Origin of the sequence: Pseudomonas sp. MAG733B, assembly GCF_036884845.1 — a bacterium.
GTDB lineage: Bacteria > Pseudomonadota > Gammaproteobacteria > Pseudomonadales > Pseudomonadaceae > Aquipseudomonas.
On the sequence record NZ_CP145732.1, the window covers coordinates 4372996 to 4388307 of the forward strand.

General features: G+C 59.5%; 15 protein-coding genes. 1 reads left to right on the plus strand and 14 read right to left on the minus strand.

Annotated elements, in window-relative coordinates; genetic code table 11:
• The 6 genes from V6Z53_RS19925 to V6Z53_RS19950 form a co-directional block, all read right to left on the minus strand.
• A complete protein-coding gene (locus V6Z53_RS19925; protein ID WP_338581321.1) occupies positions 1-1347 on the minus strand; it encodes a dihydroorotase in 1347 nt (448 codons plus the stop codon).
• Positions 1344-2600: a Zn-dependent hydrolase gene (locus tag V6Z53_RS19930; RefSeq protein WP_338581322.1), complete on the minus strand. Its 1257-nt coding sequence runs from the start codon at positions 2598-2600 to the stop codon at positions 1344-1346. The genes V6Z53_RS19925 and V6Z53_RS19930 overlap by 4 nt, the downstream gene beginning before the upstream one ends.
• Entirely contained in the window at positions 2597-3532 is a 936-nt protein-coding gene (locus V6Z53_RS19935) for a dihydroorotate dehydrogenase (protein WP_338581323.1), read from the minus strand. Before V6Z53_RS19935 ends, V6Z53_RS19930 begins: the two co-directional genes overlap by 4 nt.
• Complete coding sequence (locus V6Z53_RS19940; RefSeq protein WP_338581324.1) at positions 3529-4362, minus strand: dihydroorotate dehydrogenase electron transfer subunit; 834 nt, start codon at positions 4360-4362, stop codon at positions 3529-3531. Before V6Z53_RS19940 ends, V6Z53_RS19935 begins: the two co-directional genes overlap by 4 nt.
• 210 nt (positions 4363-4572) lie before the next feature.
• The gene (locus V6Z53_RS19945) at positions 4573-5835 is read right to left on the minus strand and encodes an MFS transporter (RefSeq protein ID WP_338581325.1); all 1263 of its coding nucleotides are present in this window, start codon (positions 5833-5835) and stop codon (positions 4573-4575) included.
• A gap of 190 nt (positions 5836-6025) precedes the next feature.
• Positions 6026-6886, minus strand: coding sequence for a hypothetical protein (locus V6Z53_RS19950; protein WP_338581326.1), 861 nt, complete (start codon positions 6884-6886; stop codon positions 6026-6028).
• A 319-nt stretch (positions 6887-7205) separates the two neighbouring features.
• Between V6Z53_RS19950 and V6Z53_RS19955 the strand changes: the two genes are divergently transcribed.
• A complete protein-coding gene (locus V6Z53_RS19955) occupies positions 7206-8081 on the plus strand; it encodes a helix-turn-helix transcriptional regulator (RefSeq protein WP_338581327.1) in 876 nt (291 codons plus the stop codon).
• A 38-nt stretch (positions 8082-8119) separates the two neighbouring features.
• On the opposite strand, the gene V6Z53_RS19960 is transcribed toward V6Z53_RS19955, so the two are convergent.
• The 8 genes from V6Z53_RS19960 to V6Z53_RS19995 all read right to left on the minus strand — a co-directional run bounded on the left by V6Z53_RS19960 (position 8120) and on the right by V6Z53_RS19995 (position 15312).
• A complete protein-coding gene (locus tag V6Z53_RS19960) occupies positions 8120-8980 on the minus strand; it encodes a hypothetical protein (protein ID WP_338581328.1) in 861 nt (286 codons plus the stop codon).
• Positions 8981-9114: 134 nt separating this feature from the next.
• Positions 9115-10086, minus strand: a complete 972-nt coding sequence (locus V6Z53_RS19965; RefSeq protein WP_338581329.1) for a threo-3-hydroxy-L-aspartate ammonia-lyase — start codon at positions 10084-10086, stop codon at positions 9115-9117.
• On the minus strand, positions 10083-10502 hold the full coding sequence (locus V6Z53_RS19970; RefSeq protein ID WP_338581330.1) for a RidA family protein: 420 nt from the start codon (positions 10500-10502) through the stop codon (positions 10083-10085). The genes V6Z53_RS19965 and V6Z53_RS19970 overlap by 4 nt, the downstream gene beginning before the upstream one ends.
• A 26-nt stretch (positions 10503-10528) precedes the next feature.
• Entirely contained in the window at positions 10529-11542 is a 1014-nt protein-coding gene (locus V6Z53_RS19975; RefSeq protein ID WP_338581331.1) for a succinylglutamate desuccinylase/aspartoacylase family protein, read from the minus strand.
• Positions 11543-11604: 62 nt separating this feature from the next.
• Positions 11605-12435 (minus strand): transporter substrate-binding domain-containing protein, encoded by an 831-nt coding sequence (locus tag V6Z53_RS19980; protein WP_338581332.1) that lies wholly within the window; start codon positions 12433-12435, stop codon positions 11605-11607.
• A 49-nt stretch (positions 12436-12484) separates the two neighbouring features.
• Complete coding sequence (locus V6Z53_RS19985) at positions 12485-13789, minus strand: OprD family porin (RefSeq protein WP_338586535.1); 1305 nt, start codon at positions 13787-13789, stop codon at positions 12485-12487.
• Positions 13790-13906: 117 nt separating this feature from the next.
• The gene (locus V6Z53_RS19990; RefSeq protein WP_338581333.1) at positions 13907-14665 is read right to left on the minus strand and encodes an amino acid ABC transporter ATP-binding protein; all 759 of its coding nucleotides are present in this window, start codon (positions 14663-14665) and stop codon (positions 13907-13909) included.
• Positions 14662-15312, minus strand: a complete 651-nt coding sequence (locus V6Z53_RS19995; RefSeq protein WP_338581334.1) for an amino acid ABC transporter permease — start codon at positions 15310-15312, stop codon at positions 14662-14664. The genes V6Z53_RS19990 and V6Z53_RS19995 overlap by 4 nt, the downstream gene beginning before the upstream one ends.

Genomic DNA, 15312 nt, shown 5'->3' on the forward strand with positions numbered 1-15312 from the left:
TCAACGATCGAATGAAAGACGCTGGCCGTGCAGACCCGACAGAATTGCCGTGCCGTCCCAGACCCGTTGCCCGTTGACGAAGGTGCTGACGATGCGCGATGAAAAGGTGCTGCCCTCGAACGGGCTCCAGCCGCATTTGGACAGGACCTCGGAGCGCTGCACGGTGTGTGGCTGACGCGGATCGACCAATACCAGATCAGCGGCATAACCTTCGCGCAGGAAGCCGCGACGGCTGACATCGAACAATTTGGCCGGCGCATGGCTGACCGCCTCGACCACCCGTTCCAAGCTCAACTCACCGGCGAACACCCGCTCCAGCGCCGCTTGCAGGGCAAACTGCACCAGCGGCACACCCGATGGTGCTTTCTGATAAGGGGCGTTTTTTTCTTCGAGCAAATGGGGGGCGTGGTCGGTGGCCAGCACGTCGATGCGCCCTTCAGCCAACGCTTGGACAATCGCCAATCGATCGCGCTCGGTCTTGACCGCCGGGTTGCACTTGAGTTGCATCCCCAGGCGCTGGTAATCACGGTCATTGAAATGCAGGAAATGCACGCAGGTTTCCGCGGTAATGCGTTTGCTCGCCAGCGGCCCCGGTTCGAACAGTTCCAGTTCCTCGGCAGTAGAAATGTGCAGCACGTGCAGGCGCGCATTGTGTTTGCGCGCCAGGGCGATGGCCAGCCGGGTCGACTTGATACAAGCCTCGCGCGAACGAATGAGCGGGTGCAGGTGGGCGGGTATGCTTTCGCCGTAACTGCGCAGTGCCTTTTGCAGGTTGTCCTCGATCATCGGCGAATCTTCGCAGTGGGTGATGATCGTTACCGGCGACTCGCGAAAGATACCGTTCAATACCGCAGGATCATCCACCAGCATGTTGCCGGTGGACGCGCCCATGAACACCTTGACCCCCGGCGTACTCTTGGGATCGATAGCGCGGATCGCCTCCAGATTGTCGTTGCTCGCGCCCATGTAAAAGGCGTAGTTGACCATCGATGATTGCGCCGCGATTGCGTACTTGGCTTCCAGGGAATCGCGATCCAGAGCCGGAGGCCGGGTGTTGGGCATCTCCATGAAGCTGGTGATGCCACCCGCCGCGCAAGCTCGGGACTCGCTAGCGATGTCGGCCTTGTGGGTCAGGCCCGGTTCGCGAAAGTGCACCTGGTCGTCGATCATCCCCGGCAGCAACCAGAGCCCGGTGGCATCGATCATCCGCTCCTCGGAGCGAGGCTCAATGGCGGGCGCAATCTGCGCGATCCGACCGTCCTCTATGCGCAGGTCGCTGCAAAAGCGCTGGCCTTCGTTGACCAGTGTGGCATGGCGTATCAGCCAGGATTGAGAATGGTCTGTCATAGCGTCAGCTCCTGTGTGGCGTGGTACAGCACCTCGGTGGCTTCGATGAAATCATCCAGCTCCATCGCCTCGTAAGGGTTATGTGAGCCGTGTTGATTACGGATGAAGAGCATGGCGCTGGGGATTCCGGCGTTGGCGAAAACCGCAGCGTCATGCCCCGCACCACTCGGTGTCAGGACGCCTTCCCAACCATGCTCGCGGGTCATGCGCACAAAGGTGTCGACCCAAGGTTCATGCATGGCTGCCGGTTGCGTATCGATGCGTTTATCGAACTCGAAACGCACCTGACGGTGTTCCTCGATCTGCCGGATTTCGGCCAGAATCAAGGCGTGGAAGGCTTCCAGCGTAGGTTGATGCAGGCTGCGGATTTCCAGGCTGAAGTTCACTTCGCCGGGAATGCGCGAGACCGCGTGATGGGCAGCATTAGTGCCGAGAGTTCCGACTGTGATCACCAGATCGCGGCCGTCTTCCAGCCACTGGCCCCACAATTGGTCGATGCGCGCGACCAGTTCGCTGACTGCAAATACGGAGTCATGACGATCCTCGCGGGACACTGCACCGGAGTGGCCGTCCTCGCCCAGGCAGCGCACCAGATTGTGTCGCAGATTGCCGCGAATGCCGGGCACGATGCCGATGGCCTGACCCATTTTTTCCAAAGATTCGGCCTGCTCGATGTGCACTTCCAGGTAACCGGCGAACTGCCGGCGATCGATCAGCCATTGCTGACTGCGGACGGCTTCCAGGTCAGCGCCGACCGCCTGCATAGCCTCGCCTAACGTCTTTTTGCTGAAGCGGTTGACCAGCGTCAGATCTGCCGATGTGAGCCCGCCCATTAATGCCCGCGAGCCCATATAAGACTTGCCGAACCAGGCGCTCTCTTCACCGCGCAAGCCCAGCACACGGATCGGGCGCTCAGTCCGGACCGCTTGCTGGTCCAGTCGGCACAGGCACAACAGCCCCGCTACGACACCAGCCAGACCATCGTAGTTACCGCCCTGGGGCACTGAGTCCAAATGTGAGCCGATCCAGATGGCGGGCTGTCCGTCGTCATCGGCTCGTTGAAAAATCACGTTGCCGGCGCGGTCGTTGAGCACCTGCAAACCATTGTTGCGGGCAAACTGCGAGAGGTAGGCAATCGCAGCGTTTTCGCCAGCGCCGTAGCTCTCGCGGGTGATACCGATTTCCGGGTCACAGGACAGTTCACTGATTTCGCTGAACATCCGCCGCGCCTGTTGTTTCCACAAAGTGCTCATGGCAAGGCTCCAAAGGCTGCGGCCGGAGAATCGTCGAGGCTGCCGATGAGCGAGCTCAACTGGCTGATGCCCTTGCGCCGGCAATACACTTCCAGCTCGTTGACCATCAGGTTCATGGTCTTGGGATGAATGAAGGTGGCGGTGCCGACCTGCACCGCACTGGCCCCGGCGTAGATGAACTCCAACGCGTCATCGGCGGTGGCGATGCCGCCGCAGCCTATCACTGGAATCTGCAAGGCCTCGGCGCACTGATAGGTCAACCGCACCATCAACGGCTTGATCATCGCGCCGGAGATCCCGCCCATGAAATTGCCCAACCGTGCCCTGCCCTTTTCGATGTCAATCGACAGCCCGAGCAAGGTGTTGCCGACCACCACCGCATCCGCGCCTTCGTCCTGCGCAGATAACGCAATATCGACGATGTCGCCTGCATTGGGGGTCAGCTTGACCCACAGCGGCAACGACGTACTGGCACGCATCAACTTGACCACTTGCCGCGTGGTGTCGGCGTGCATGCCGAACGACTCACCGTGGGCTTCGAGGTTGGGACATGAGATGTTCGCCTCGATGCCGGCGACGCCCGGCACGTCACTCAAACGCGCCGCCAGCTCGGCAAAACCCTGGGCGGTCGGCGCCGAGATGCTGACGATCAGCGGCGAGTCGAAGTCGCGGTAGAACGGCACGACTTTTTCGATGAACAGGTCGGCGCCTTTGCTCGGAATCCCGATGGCATTCATCATGCCGTCGGCCAGTTCGCAGACCCGTGGCATCGGGTTGCCGGTACGCTTTTCGCTGGTGATGGTCTTGGTCACCAAAGCGCCCAAGCTATTGAAATCCAGCAAGTGGGTGAGTTCTTCGGCGAAGGTTCCGGACGCCGGCATCACCGGGTTCTTCAGGCGCAAGCCGCCGATGTTTACGCTCAGATCAATCATTCCAACACCTCCGCCAGGTCGAACACCGGGCCTTCCAGACACACACGTTTGCCGATTTTCAAACCATCGACTTCGAACACATCGACGCAGCACTGACACATGCCCAGACCGCAAACCATTTGCTGCTCCAGAGCAACTTGCCCGGCCAGTCCCAATTCACTCGACAAGCGTTTGAGCAAGCGGGTCAGGCGTTTGGAGCCGCAGGTGAACAAGGCGTTGCTGCCTTCGCGGGCAATTACCTTGCGCAACAGCGCTTCAATGTTTTCCAGCGAGCTGCTGCCGTCCTCATCGAGTGCGCTGATGACTTCAGCGCCCAGGGAGGCGAAACGCTCGCGCGACAGCAGGCTTTTTTCGCTGCGGGCGCTGAGCACGGCGGTCAGCTTGATCCCCAAGGCGTGGGCCGCTTCGGCCAACGGCGCCAGAGTCGCAAGGCCTACGCCCCGGGCAACGATGGTCATGTGCCGCCAGTCCGGATCGAGATCGAAGCCCTTACCCAGCGGGCCGAGGATTTCCAGAGTTTGCCGTTCGCTCAGGGTTTCCAGCCCGAAGGTGCCTTTGCCAGTGACCTTGTAGAGAAACTCGACCTGGCCACTAACCGGGTCGGCCTTGTAGGTGCTCATCGGCCGGCGAAAGAAAGGCTTGTGCTCACCTTCGCTGGGGCACAGCAGGTTGAAGAATTGCCCTGGCTGCGAATGGCACGCTGCGCCATCCGCTTGCAGGACGAGACGCTTGTATTCGTCGTTGACCCATTCGTTGGACAGCACCACTGTCAGCGTATCGTTCGGCGGCGTGACGGCGATGGCCTGGCAGCAGTTGGAGATCCCGGTCATTTTGAAAGCCCTCTTATGTTCTTGTTTAAGCGCTTTGTCTAATTTTTGATACAGTCAAATCAAAATAGAAGCGACGCCGCCCGTGAATCCGGCAGCGTCGTGGTTTCTACTGCATTTCTGGGTTTGACTCTACGCCTTGGAAAAGCGTTTGTCTAATTTTTGATACTGGTTTTGCAATATTTTTCAACGTTGACGGTTCTGGCCAAGCGCCTACTTTTGCTGTGCTGTAAGTGGGTTCGACAGCCGTGCCTCACCACTGTCGCCCTGACTGCGCGGCAGCAGGAACAACGTGGCGGCCATGGCCAAAAGGTAGATCGAAGCCAGCAGCATGATTGCCGCCGAGAACGAATACGCCAGGGCTATCGCTCCCACCACCAGCGGCCCGAATCCACCGACGCCACGCCCGACGTTGAACAGTACGTTTTGCGCGGTAGCCCGGACCTGGGCCGGATAAAGGTCGGAGATCAATGCACCGTAGCCGCCGATCATGCCATTGACGAAAATACCCATTACCACACCGGTGAACAGCATGCTTATCGGGTCCGTCAGGTTGGCGTAGATCAACACCATCGCCGCCGCGCTCGCCTGATACAGCAAAAAGATCCGCCAGCGACCGAAGCGGTCGGCGAGTTGCCCGAACAACCAGATGCCGAAGGCCATCCCCACCACGGTGGCGGCGGTCCAGGTGCCGGATGCGGTCAGCGAAAAACCGAACTGGCGCGACAGGTAACTGGGCATCCAGATCATGATTCCGTAGTAACCGAAGTTCTGCACCGAGGTCAGCACCATCACGCCGATACTGGCCTTGGTGGTCGGAACATCCTTGAACAACTGGCCGAAGCGCTGGGTAAAGGAGATCGGGTTGGCCGTGGCTTTGACGAACTCCTCCGGTTCGCCCATGGTGTGGCGAATCACGAAGGACAGCAGCGCCGGGACCAGTCCGACCAGGAACATTCCGCGCCAGCCGATATGCGGCAGCAGCAATGGCGTCAACAACGCCGCAGCCAAAACGCCTGCCTGCCAGCCCATACCGACGTAGGACGATGCGCGGTTACGCTTGTGGGCCGGCCAGGTTTCGGCGATCAGCGCCATACCGATGCCGAACTCGCCGCCCAAGCCAAACCCGGCCAGGGTGCGATAGGTCAGCAAGTCCCAATACCCCTGCGCCAGTGCGCACAATCCGGTGAAAATCGAGAACACCAGAATGCACACGCTGAGCATTTTGACTCGACCGTAACGGTCGCTGAGCTGGCCGAATATCAGGCCGCCGGCTACCGCGCCGAGCAAAGTCCAGGTCACCAGCGACCCGGCCTCGGAGGTGGTCAGCCCCAGGCCCAGGGTTATGGCCGGCAGCATGAAGCCGAGAATCAGCAAATCGAAACCATCCATGGCGTAGCCGGTCACGCTGGCGATCAACGCCTTGCGTGGTGACGCATCCGCCTTGGTGGCGCTTGAGTCGTTGTGAGTTTTCACAATCATTACCTCTTATTGTTATCTGTGGTTGATGCGGGTGATCCGGGATTCCGGGTCAACCGCCTGACTCATCCCTGGAAGGAAACAGCGCCGTCCTTCATTCGCCGGAGCGAAGCGCTGAGTCTACGAACAAATGAGACGCTTTGTCTAATTTTTGATACTGGTCAGGCGAAAAATAAAGATCGCGCGCCTACAGATGCCACTCCAGGTTGATCGATAACGCATCGACATCCGTTCCCGGCCCCTTCTCATTGCCGAATTTGTTGCGCCAGTACTCGTAACCCGGACCGATCCACAGCACATTCTTTTCGCCCCAGCCCAACTGCCCGACATCCAGCATCAACGACGTACGCATCAACTGCTCGGCGCCGGTCGGGCGATTCTGATAGTCGTCGCCCTTTTCGCTGCTGTAGGTGTAGAAGCCCTGGAACTTGAGCGGCAGCGGACCCGCCATGAACGGTACGCCCCACGTAAGGTTGAACTGGAAGAACGGGTCGAACAGCAGATCCGTGTGATTGCCCGGCTTGCCGCACACATCGAGACCGCAATGGTTCCACTCCCGTGCGTAGAGCACACTGGCGTCGAGGAAACCGGCGGGCAAGGCGAACTTGAGCGTTGGGCCGAACACCAACAGGCGCTTTTCGGAAGCGAACTCATTGTTCTTGGTGTTGTAGTCGAAGCCGGCGGTCAGGGCCACGTCCTTGACCGGGCCGAAGGCCAGCGGTTTATCGAACACCTTGCCGTACTGCAACTGGTTACGGTACGTCAGGTAAAACTCGGTGGCACCGGTGCCACCGCCCTTGGCCGGGTCGGTGCTGTCGGACTTGAACACATCCAGGTTGATGAAATTCTGTCCCAGCCTGTAACTGCTGACGTGGGTGATCTGCAGGATGTTCTTGGCAACGTCTTTGGTTTTGCCGGGATCGCTGTAATGATCGCTATAGCGATAGCCGATCAAGGTGTCGCTGAAGCCCGGTGCGGCGAGTGCGCAAGGCGCCAGAACGGCCAGTGACAGCGTCAGCAATGAAGGTATGGCGGTTGAATGCCTCATGGGTGTGCTCCGTATTTTTATTGATTTAGGGTTTTTCAGGCGTAACGAACTGCGCCGCCCTTTGGCGAGGGCGACCGGATTCAACAGTGTTTGGTCAGTTTGTGAGGCAGTGAATGCCGGGCGTCATCCCGGAGACAGGCTCGGGATAGGGACTTGGGGTGGGATATACATAGACATGGCCGCACCATTTTTGTATTTTTTAGACGAGCAAATAATTTCTGTCTAAATATTGATACAGCCAAGTCGTAATGAGGTCAACAGATTCCTTGCTTGAGTCGCATGAACGGCGCGTATCGGACATCAGCATTTCGGAGTTGCAGTGAGCCAAATCGATTATCAAGCCATCGGTGAGCGCCTTCGGGCGTACCGCATCGGTCGCCAATTGAACGCCGACCAAGTGGCCGAGAAGCTCGATATTTCCCGTGCTGCGGTGTATCGCCTGGAAATGGGCAAGATCGTAAAGCTCGAAACCCTGGATCGCCTGGCGCAATTGCTCAAGGTATCCCTGACCAGCCTGCTGGGTTCCGACACCGAGTATTTTGACAACGCCCTGGGCTACTTCGAACGTATGCGTCAACTCGAAGCGCGCTCGGTGAGCATCCAGTCTTACTTCGATCCCTTTTCCTACCTGCTGACCTCCCCCGCTTACTCCGAGCTGTTCAAGACCATGCTCGACGAAGCACGGCCGAAGAACTTCGACGCCAGCCAAGCGGCCATGCAGGCGCAAATCCTTGAGATTCTCAACGAGCGTAAGGCGACGTTTTCCAAACAGAAATTCGAAGTGCAGTCGATCATCAGCCTGCGTCAGATCGAGCGTTACTTGCACATCGGCCTTGTCGGTCGCCTTGATCTGCCACCGAGCGTGAGAATGGAACGCTCACTGCTGGCGCGGCGCGAAGTCGAGAACCTGATCGACAAGATCGGTAGCGAAGGCTCGCGATTCAACATCTACCTGATCGACGAAACCCTGCCCAGCGCCACCTTCCAGATTTTCGAGCAGGTGCATACCAGCTATGTCGCCGTCAGCCCCTATCGCCTCGGCGAGCTGCCCAATGTCCATACCGGCATCGCCAGCGTGACCTCGTCACCCGAGGCCGTGGACATGTACAAATCCATGACCCGGGGATTGCTCGAACGTGCGCATTCGGGTGAAGCGGCGAAACATGAACTGAGCAAACTGCTGGCCAAACTTTAGTCTCGATAGACTCGTCAGCGATCGCTATTCGGATCAACTCACTGCGTCGACTGAACCACCGCCTGAAGCTGCTTCAGCAAATCATCAGCACTCTTGCCGTCCGACTCTTTCTTGTCGAACCAACTGGTGCCGTTCTGCAGGATCTCGGCGAGGATCGGGAAGTACAGCTGCTTTTTCTTCGCCAGTTCCACCGGATCGGCGGCGGTGGCCTGGTCGAGTGCGGTCTGGATGGTCGAACGTTGGGTCAGCCATTGCGGCGTGGATTTTTCTTCCGGGCTCATGTTGTCCAGGAAGTTCAGGGCGGCCTTGGCGCGACCGACCGGGTCGTTGGCGAACGGGTCCCGCCAGTTCTTCTTCTGGTCTTCCGGGCCGACGTAGTAGCCCGTTGCGAGCTGCGCCTGCTGGCGCATCAGGTCTTGGGCCGCGGTCTGTTCTTCCTTGGTGAAATTGCCGCCTTCATTGGTGGAAATGGCGTACAGCGAACGCCGATCCAGATCGCCCATCAGCGCATTGCGATCCTCAACGTTCTTGTTGTCGTACGGCTTACCGCTGTCTTTCATCAGCGCGTATTTTTCATCCATGCGCTTGCGGGCATCGATGGCCACGTCGGCAAAGGTTTTGTCCTTGGAACTGGAAATCGCCCCAGGCTTGGCCACACCCAGAATCAACGCGTCGGCGTTCATCCCCGCACGCACCGGAAAATACGGCGCGTTGCTGGCGATGGAAGCGCTGTAGTCAGTGGCCGTGCCGGAAAAACTCACCGAGTCATCATTCTGCGAATTGCCTGCTGCCTGATCGCTATCGGCCACTTTGCCTTGACCATCTGCCCTGGTATTGGCGGCAGAGGAATAGGCAGCGATCAATGCGCTGGATGACGACGATGATGAGTTAACGTTCATGCTGCTTCCTTGTAAGTGAGCTAGATGGTGGCAAACCGCCGCCTAATCTACTGGCGTTGGGCTCGTAAATAAACCACCGTCGTGACAACTGTGTGTCGCTTCACCCGAATCTTCGTCCAGAGCCATCCAGCACATCACGCCAGCAAGCGTGCGTAGCGGTCCAAGTCGATATTGCCGCCACTGACAATCACACCCACCCGCTGCCCTTCCAGCACCTTGCCTGAATGACGAAGGGCGGCCAATCCCAGGCATCCGGTGGGTTCGACGACCATCTTCATGCGCTCGGCAAAAAAACGCATGCCTTCGACCAGTTGGGCGTCTGTCACCGTCAGGATGTCGTCAACGTCACGGTGGATAATCGGGAAAGTGAACTGACCCAAATGCTGCGTCTGCGCACCGTCGGCCAAGGTGTCCGGGGTGTCGATGTGGACGATTTTCCCACTGCGAAATGACTGCTGGCCGTCGTTCCCCGCCTGCGGTTCGACTCCATACAGTTTGCAGTCAGGCGCCAGTGCACGGGTCGCCAAAGCGCCACCCGCCAACAATCCACCACCGCCCAGGCAAATGAACAGCGCATCCAGCGGACCGGTTTCCTGTAATAGCTCCAGGGTGGCGGTCCCCTGCCCGGCAATGACATCGGGGTGGTCGTAGGATGGAATCAGCGTGTAACCGTGCTCGTGCGCCAGTGTTCGACCAATCGCCTCGCGGTCCTCGCTGTAGCGGTCATAGAGCACCACGCTTGCGCCATATTCGCGAGTGGCCGCCATTTTCGAGGCGGGCGCGTCATGGGGCATCACGATCGTCGCGGGAATGCCGAGGATACGCGCGGACAAGGCGATGCCTTGAGCGTGGTTGCCGGAAGAAAACGCCACCACGCCGGTCTTTCGCTGACGTTCGTCGAAACGCGCCAGCGCATTGAACGCGCCGCGAAATTTGAAGGCGCCCATGCGCTGGTAGTTCTCACACTTGAAGAACACCTCGGCATTGAGTTGCCCGTTCAGGGTGCGTGACGTCAGTACGGGTGTGCGATGAGCATGGCCCGCGATGCGAGCGGCGGCATCAAGCACGTCCTGATAGGTTGGAAGCGTCAATTCTGGCGAAGTCATTGGTTGAGTCCTGTCTTGTTGTCATCAATACCGGCAGCCAGTGCCATGGCTTCCACTTCGACGGCGCAGCCAAAATGCAATTGGGCCACGCCGGCAACCGCTCGGGCGGGACGGTGATCGCCCAGCCATTGCGCATACAACCGATTGAAAGCAGGCCATTGATCAATGTCGGTGACGTACACCCGGACCTGCACCAGATGGTGTTTGTCCACGCCTGCTCGAGCCAGGCAATGCCCAAGATTGGTGAGCACCTGGTGCACCTGCTCGTCGAAAGGCCGGTCGGCCAATGCCCTGCCTTCGGCATTGATCGGCAACTGCCCGGAAATCATCACAAAACCACCGGCACTGCATATGTGTGAATAGTGCCCGGCAGGCGGGTTGATCGCGTCGCTGTTGGCGCATTCGATAACGGGCATGGCGTCACCTCGATGTCAGTGAGAGGTTAAAGAATCGATGCCCGTGTCCCGGCCAACTGGAACAGGCAATCACCGCGCTGAACCTTGGCCATCGCCCGTTTGCAGACCACCTCGCCATCGCCACTGAACAGCACCTGGACCGGCTCGCGCATCGGCTCATCAGGGAAATGGATCAGCGCCGCCGGTTGCCCGACTTTGACCGTCGCCCCCAACTCCACCAACGGCTCCCATAGCCCGGCGTGCAAGGCATAGACGTAGTGCAGACTCTTGTCGATAGCGAGCAGACGCGAGACGGTCGGCGGTTGGGCCGGCACCAGTTCGCCCTGCAAAATGCCGGTGTAGCCGAGCAAGTGCAGCAGGCCGTGACGCGCCTGTTCGATCAAGGCCGGATTGACCGTACCACCGCCGCCGAGTTCGGTGAGGAAGCAGATCGCGCCCTGGCGTCGTGCCGCCGCCGTGATGTTCACCGGGTTGGGGTGATAGAGAAACGCCTTGGGCAAGCCGAAGGCCTTGAGCAGCCCGGAGACCACTTTTTCTTCCGCGGCATCGCGCGGTTCGAGGCCCATCATGTTGGCGCCGTCATACAGCAATGAACTGCCACCGGAATGCAGGTCGACCAGGTAATCGGCGCGCGCCAGTAGGACTGTTTCGATGTAATGGGCAATGATCTGGGTCGGCGTTCCAGCAGGGTCGCCGGGGAACAGGCGATTGAGGTTGCCATCGTCCAGTGGCGAAGTGCGCAGACCGGCAGCGGCGGCCGGGTAGTTCATCATCGGCAGCAGAATGATCTGGCCCTGGATCATCTCCGGTTGCAGCTCGCGAATCAGGCGCGAGACCAGAATCTGACCTTCGTATTCGTCGCCATGGCTACCGGCGCTGATCACAAACACCGGGCCCTCGCCGTTGCGGATCGACACCACCGGAATCGGAATCCAGCCATAGGCCGAACGATGCACCGAGTGCGGCAGGCGCAGATAGCCGTGATGTTTGCCCGGTGCGTCGAAATCCACGTCGCTCTTGATAGGGTTTGCAATGCTCATATCGATGCCTTGATTGCCAATGGGGTGTGGGCCGCTTCGGCGGCCCGGTTCGTAGAAAAGCGTTACCAGGCCTTGGCCTTGGTCATGTCGCCCACCACGTCGTAGTCGGCGCCCAGATATTGCTTGCCGAGTTTTTGCAGCGTGCCGTCGGCGGTCATGTCGGCGATGGCTTTGTTCATCGCTTCACGCAAGGCATCGGCGCCTTTGGGCACGATCGCCGCCCCCAGGGAATAGGTCACCGGTTCACCCACGACCTTGACCGGCAAGCCGTTGGCTTCCTTGACTTTCTGGCCATGGAAATAGGAGTCGATCAACGAATCCAGGCGCCCGGAAACCAGATCGCTGTAGAGCAGACCGGCACCTTCATAAGTACGGATTTCCGACTCCTTGAGGTTGTTGCGCGCCCACAATTCATTGGAGGTGCCGGACGTGGCGCCAACGCTGTGGCCCTTGAGGCTTGGGATGTCATGGATGTCGTCGTTGCGCTCGCTGACCCAGATGCGGAAGGCCTGCACGCTGTACGGCGAGGTGAAATCGACGATCTTCGCCCGCTCCGGGGTGTTGGCCAGGCTGTTGATCACCGTGTCGTATTTGTGGGTCTTGATGCTGTCGACAAAACTGGTGAACTTGTCGGCGACAAACTCGACCTTGGGGATGCCGATGCGCTTGAAGATTTCCCGGGCCACGGCCACGTCATAACCGGAGGGCTGGTTCTGCTCATCGATGTAACTCCAGGGTGGGCTGGTCTGTGTATTGGCGATCCGGACCACGCCGCTCTGGCGCAATTTCGACAGCGAGTCGTCGGTTTCGGCGACGGCGGTGTTCAGGGCCAGGCAGGTCAACAGACCCAGCAGGATGGCAGTGTTCGGGCGGAGCAAGGAGCGGATGTTCATGATGGATCTCTCTGTAGGCTGAGGGGCGCAAAAGTGATGACGTCAGCGGCTAGAACAGCGGCAATGTGTAGCTGAGGATCAAGCGATTCTGGTCGGTGTCGCTGGACGCATCGCTGCGAAACACCGCGCTGCGCCAGGTCAGGCCGACGTTTTTGAACACGCCGCTCTGCACCACGTAACCGAGGCTGGTATCACGCTCCCACTCGCTCAGGTCGCCGCGCTTGGAGGCAATGTTGTCGCCCTTGAGATAAACCACCGAGGCCGTCAGACCAGGAATGCCCTGCGCAGCAAAGTCATAGGCGTACTGCGCCAGCCAGGTGCGCTCGCCGGCCTTGACGAAGCTGCCGATCATGCGGTCGGTGATCAAATACAGACCGCTGCCGGTAGCGCCAAGCGAACCCTGGTTGATGTACGGAAAATTACTGTCTCCGCTCAATTGCTGATAACCCGCACTCACGGCGTGACCGCCGAGGCTATAGGTGAACATCGCGCTCCAGGTGCGGTTATCCACCTCGCCCAGGGTCGCTCCGTCAGTGTAGTAGCCGGTGCTGGCGTAACCTTCGGCCCGCCCTTGACGGCTGGCGTTCTTGCCGTCGGAAGTGTTGTAGAAGTAACGCAGGTCGGTCTTGAGTTTGCCCTCGCCGATCGACATCGCATGTTGCAGGCCGAAGAAATGCTGGTTGTAGAAATCTTCCAGATTGCCGTAGTAGTACTGGCCGAGCAGGTCCTTGGTGATCTTGTAGTCGGCACCGGCGTAATAGAAGTGATTGGTGTCCGCGCCTTTGGCAGCGCCACCGATGGCCAGCGCCTGGAAGTCCGAGGACGTGCGGCCCTTGGCGTGCTCGATCTGCCCGCCGGTGAAGGTCAAGCCTTCGATCTCCATCGAAGTGATTTGCTGGCCTTCGTAGGTCTGCGGCAGCAGACGAGAATCGCTGAAGCTGACCACCGGCAATTTCGGTTGCAAGGTGCCGACCCGCAGTTCGGTCTTGGACACTCGCGCCTTGGCTGTCACGCCCAGGCTGCTGAAATCGTCGACGGCGCTGCCATCGCTTTCCAGTGGAAACATCACCCCCGGTGTGCGGTCGGCACCGGCCTTGCCGACTTTCGAGCCACCGTCCAGGCGCACGCCAAGCATGCCCAGCGCGTCCACGCCAAAGCCGATCGGCCCCTGGGTGAAACCCGATTGGTAGTTGAGGACAAAGGCTTGCCCCCACTCTTCCTGGCGCGGCGCCGAATTCTTGCTGCGCGGGTCGGTGTTGAAGTACAGATTGCGCAAGCTCAGGCTGGCATGACTGTCTTCGATAAAACCCTCAGCCCAGCCAATGTTGCAAAAACCCATGCCGGCGACGGCCATGGTCAGGGGCAGGCGCTGCCTCATGTTGATTTTCATGCACACGAACTCCTCTCGGGGGGATCGTGCCCCCCTTTTTATTGTTGTTGGGTCAGGTGATGCGTTGCGCTGTGTCAGCCGTCAGTAACGTCGCAGGAATTGCTGGATGCGCTCGCCGCTGTCGTCGCCGAAGAACTCCTCGGCCGTGGTGTTTTTCACCACCACGCCGCCTTCCATGAAAATCACCCGGTCAGCCGCTTCCTGGGCGAAGCGCAATTCATGGGTGACCACCAGCATGGTCATGCCGGCATTGGCCAGGTTGCGCATGACCATCAGCACTTCGTCGCGCAGTTCCGGGTCGAGGGCCGAGGTCGGCTCGTCGAAGAAAATCACTTCCGGGTCCATGGCCAGGCCACGAGCGATGGCCACTCGTTGCTTCTGCCCTCCGGACAGGCTCGCCGGGTATTTGTCAGCCTTGTCCTTCAAGCCGACCTGTTCCAGCAAGGCCATGCCGCGGGCAATCGCCGAAGCCTTGGCGACTTTCTTGACGCTGATCAGGCCTTCGATCACGTTTTCCAGTGCGGTCTTGTGCGGAAACAGGTTGAACGACTGAAACACCATCGCCGTCTTCTGCCGCAGTTGGGCGATCTGTGCCCGATCGGCACGTCCCAGGCTTTTGCCTTCCTGGACTACGACACGATGGCCGCAGATTTCCAGCACGCCGCTGTTGGGTTCTTCGAGGAAGTTCAGCGAGCGCAACAGCGTGGTCTTGCCTGAACCGGACGGGCCGAGGATCACCACCACTTCGCCCTTCTGCACTTGCAGATCGACACCTTTGAGCACCGCCAGTGGACCGAACGATTTGCACAGGGCGGTGACGCTGATTGTGGTCTGGCTCATTGGTAGCGCCTCGTCAAACGACCTTCAAGGTAGGTCTGTAATACCGTCAGGACCTGGTTGATGACCCAGTACATCAGGCCGACCATCAGGAACATTTCCATGTAGCGGAACGTTGCCGCGCCCATCTGCTCGGCAACCCGGGTCAGCTCGACCACGGTGATGGTCGAGGCCAGCGAGGTGTCCTTGACCAGCGCGATCAGCCGGCTGCCCAGCGGCGGCAAGGCAATGCGCAAGGCTTGCGGCAGAATGATCCGGCGCAGCGCGGTCCAGTAGCCCATGCCCATCGAAGCCGAAGCCTCCCACTGGCCACGGTCCACTGCGCTGATACCGGACCGGAAGTTTTCGCTCAGGTACGCGGCGGAGAACAGCGTCAATGCCAGCAACGCTGAAGGGATCGGCGACAGCACGATGCCGAAATGCGGCAAGCCGAAGTAGATCAACAGGATCTGCACCAGCAATGGCGTGCCGCGAAAGATCGACACATAGCTGAAGGCGAACACCCGCAGCAGCCGCACCCGGGAATTACGCAACAGCGCGATGCCCATGCCCACGGTGCTGCCAAGGATGAACGCGGCCAGGCTCAAACCGAGCGTGACCTGAATCGCCTGCTGCAACAGCGGCAAGGACCGGATGAATAAGTCGTACAT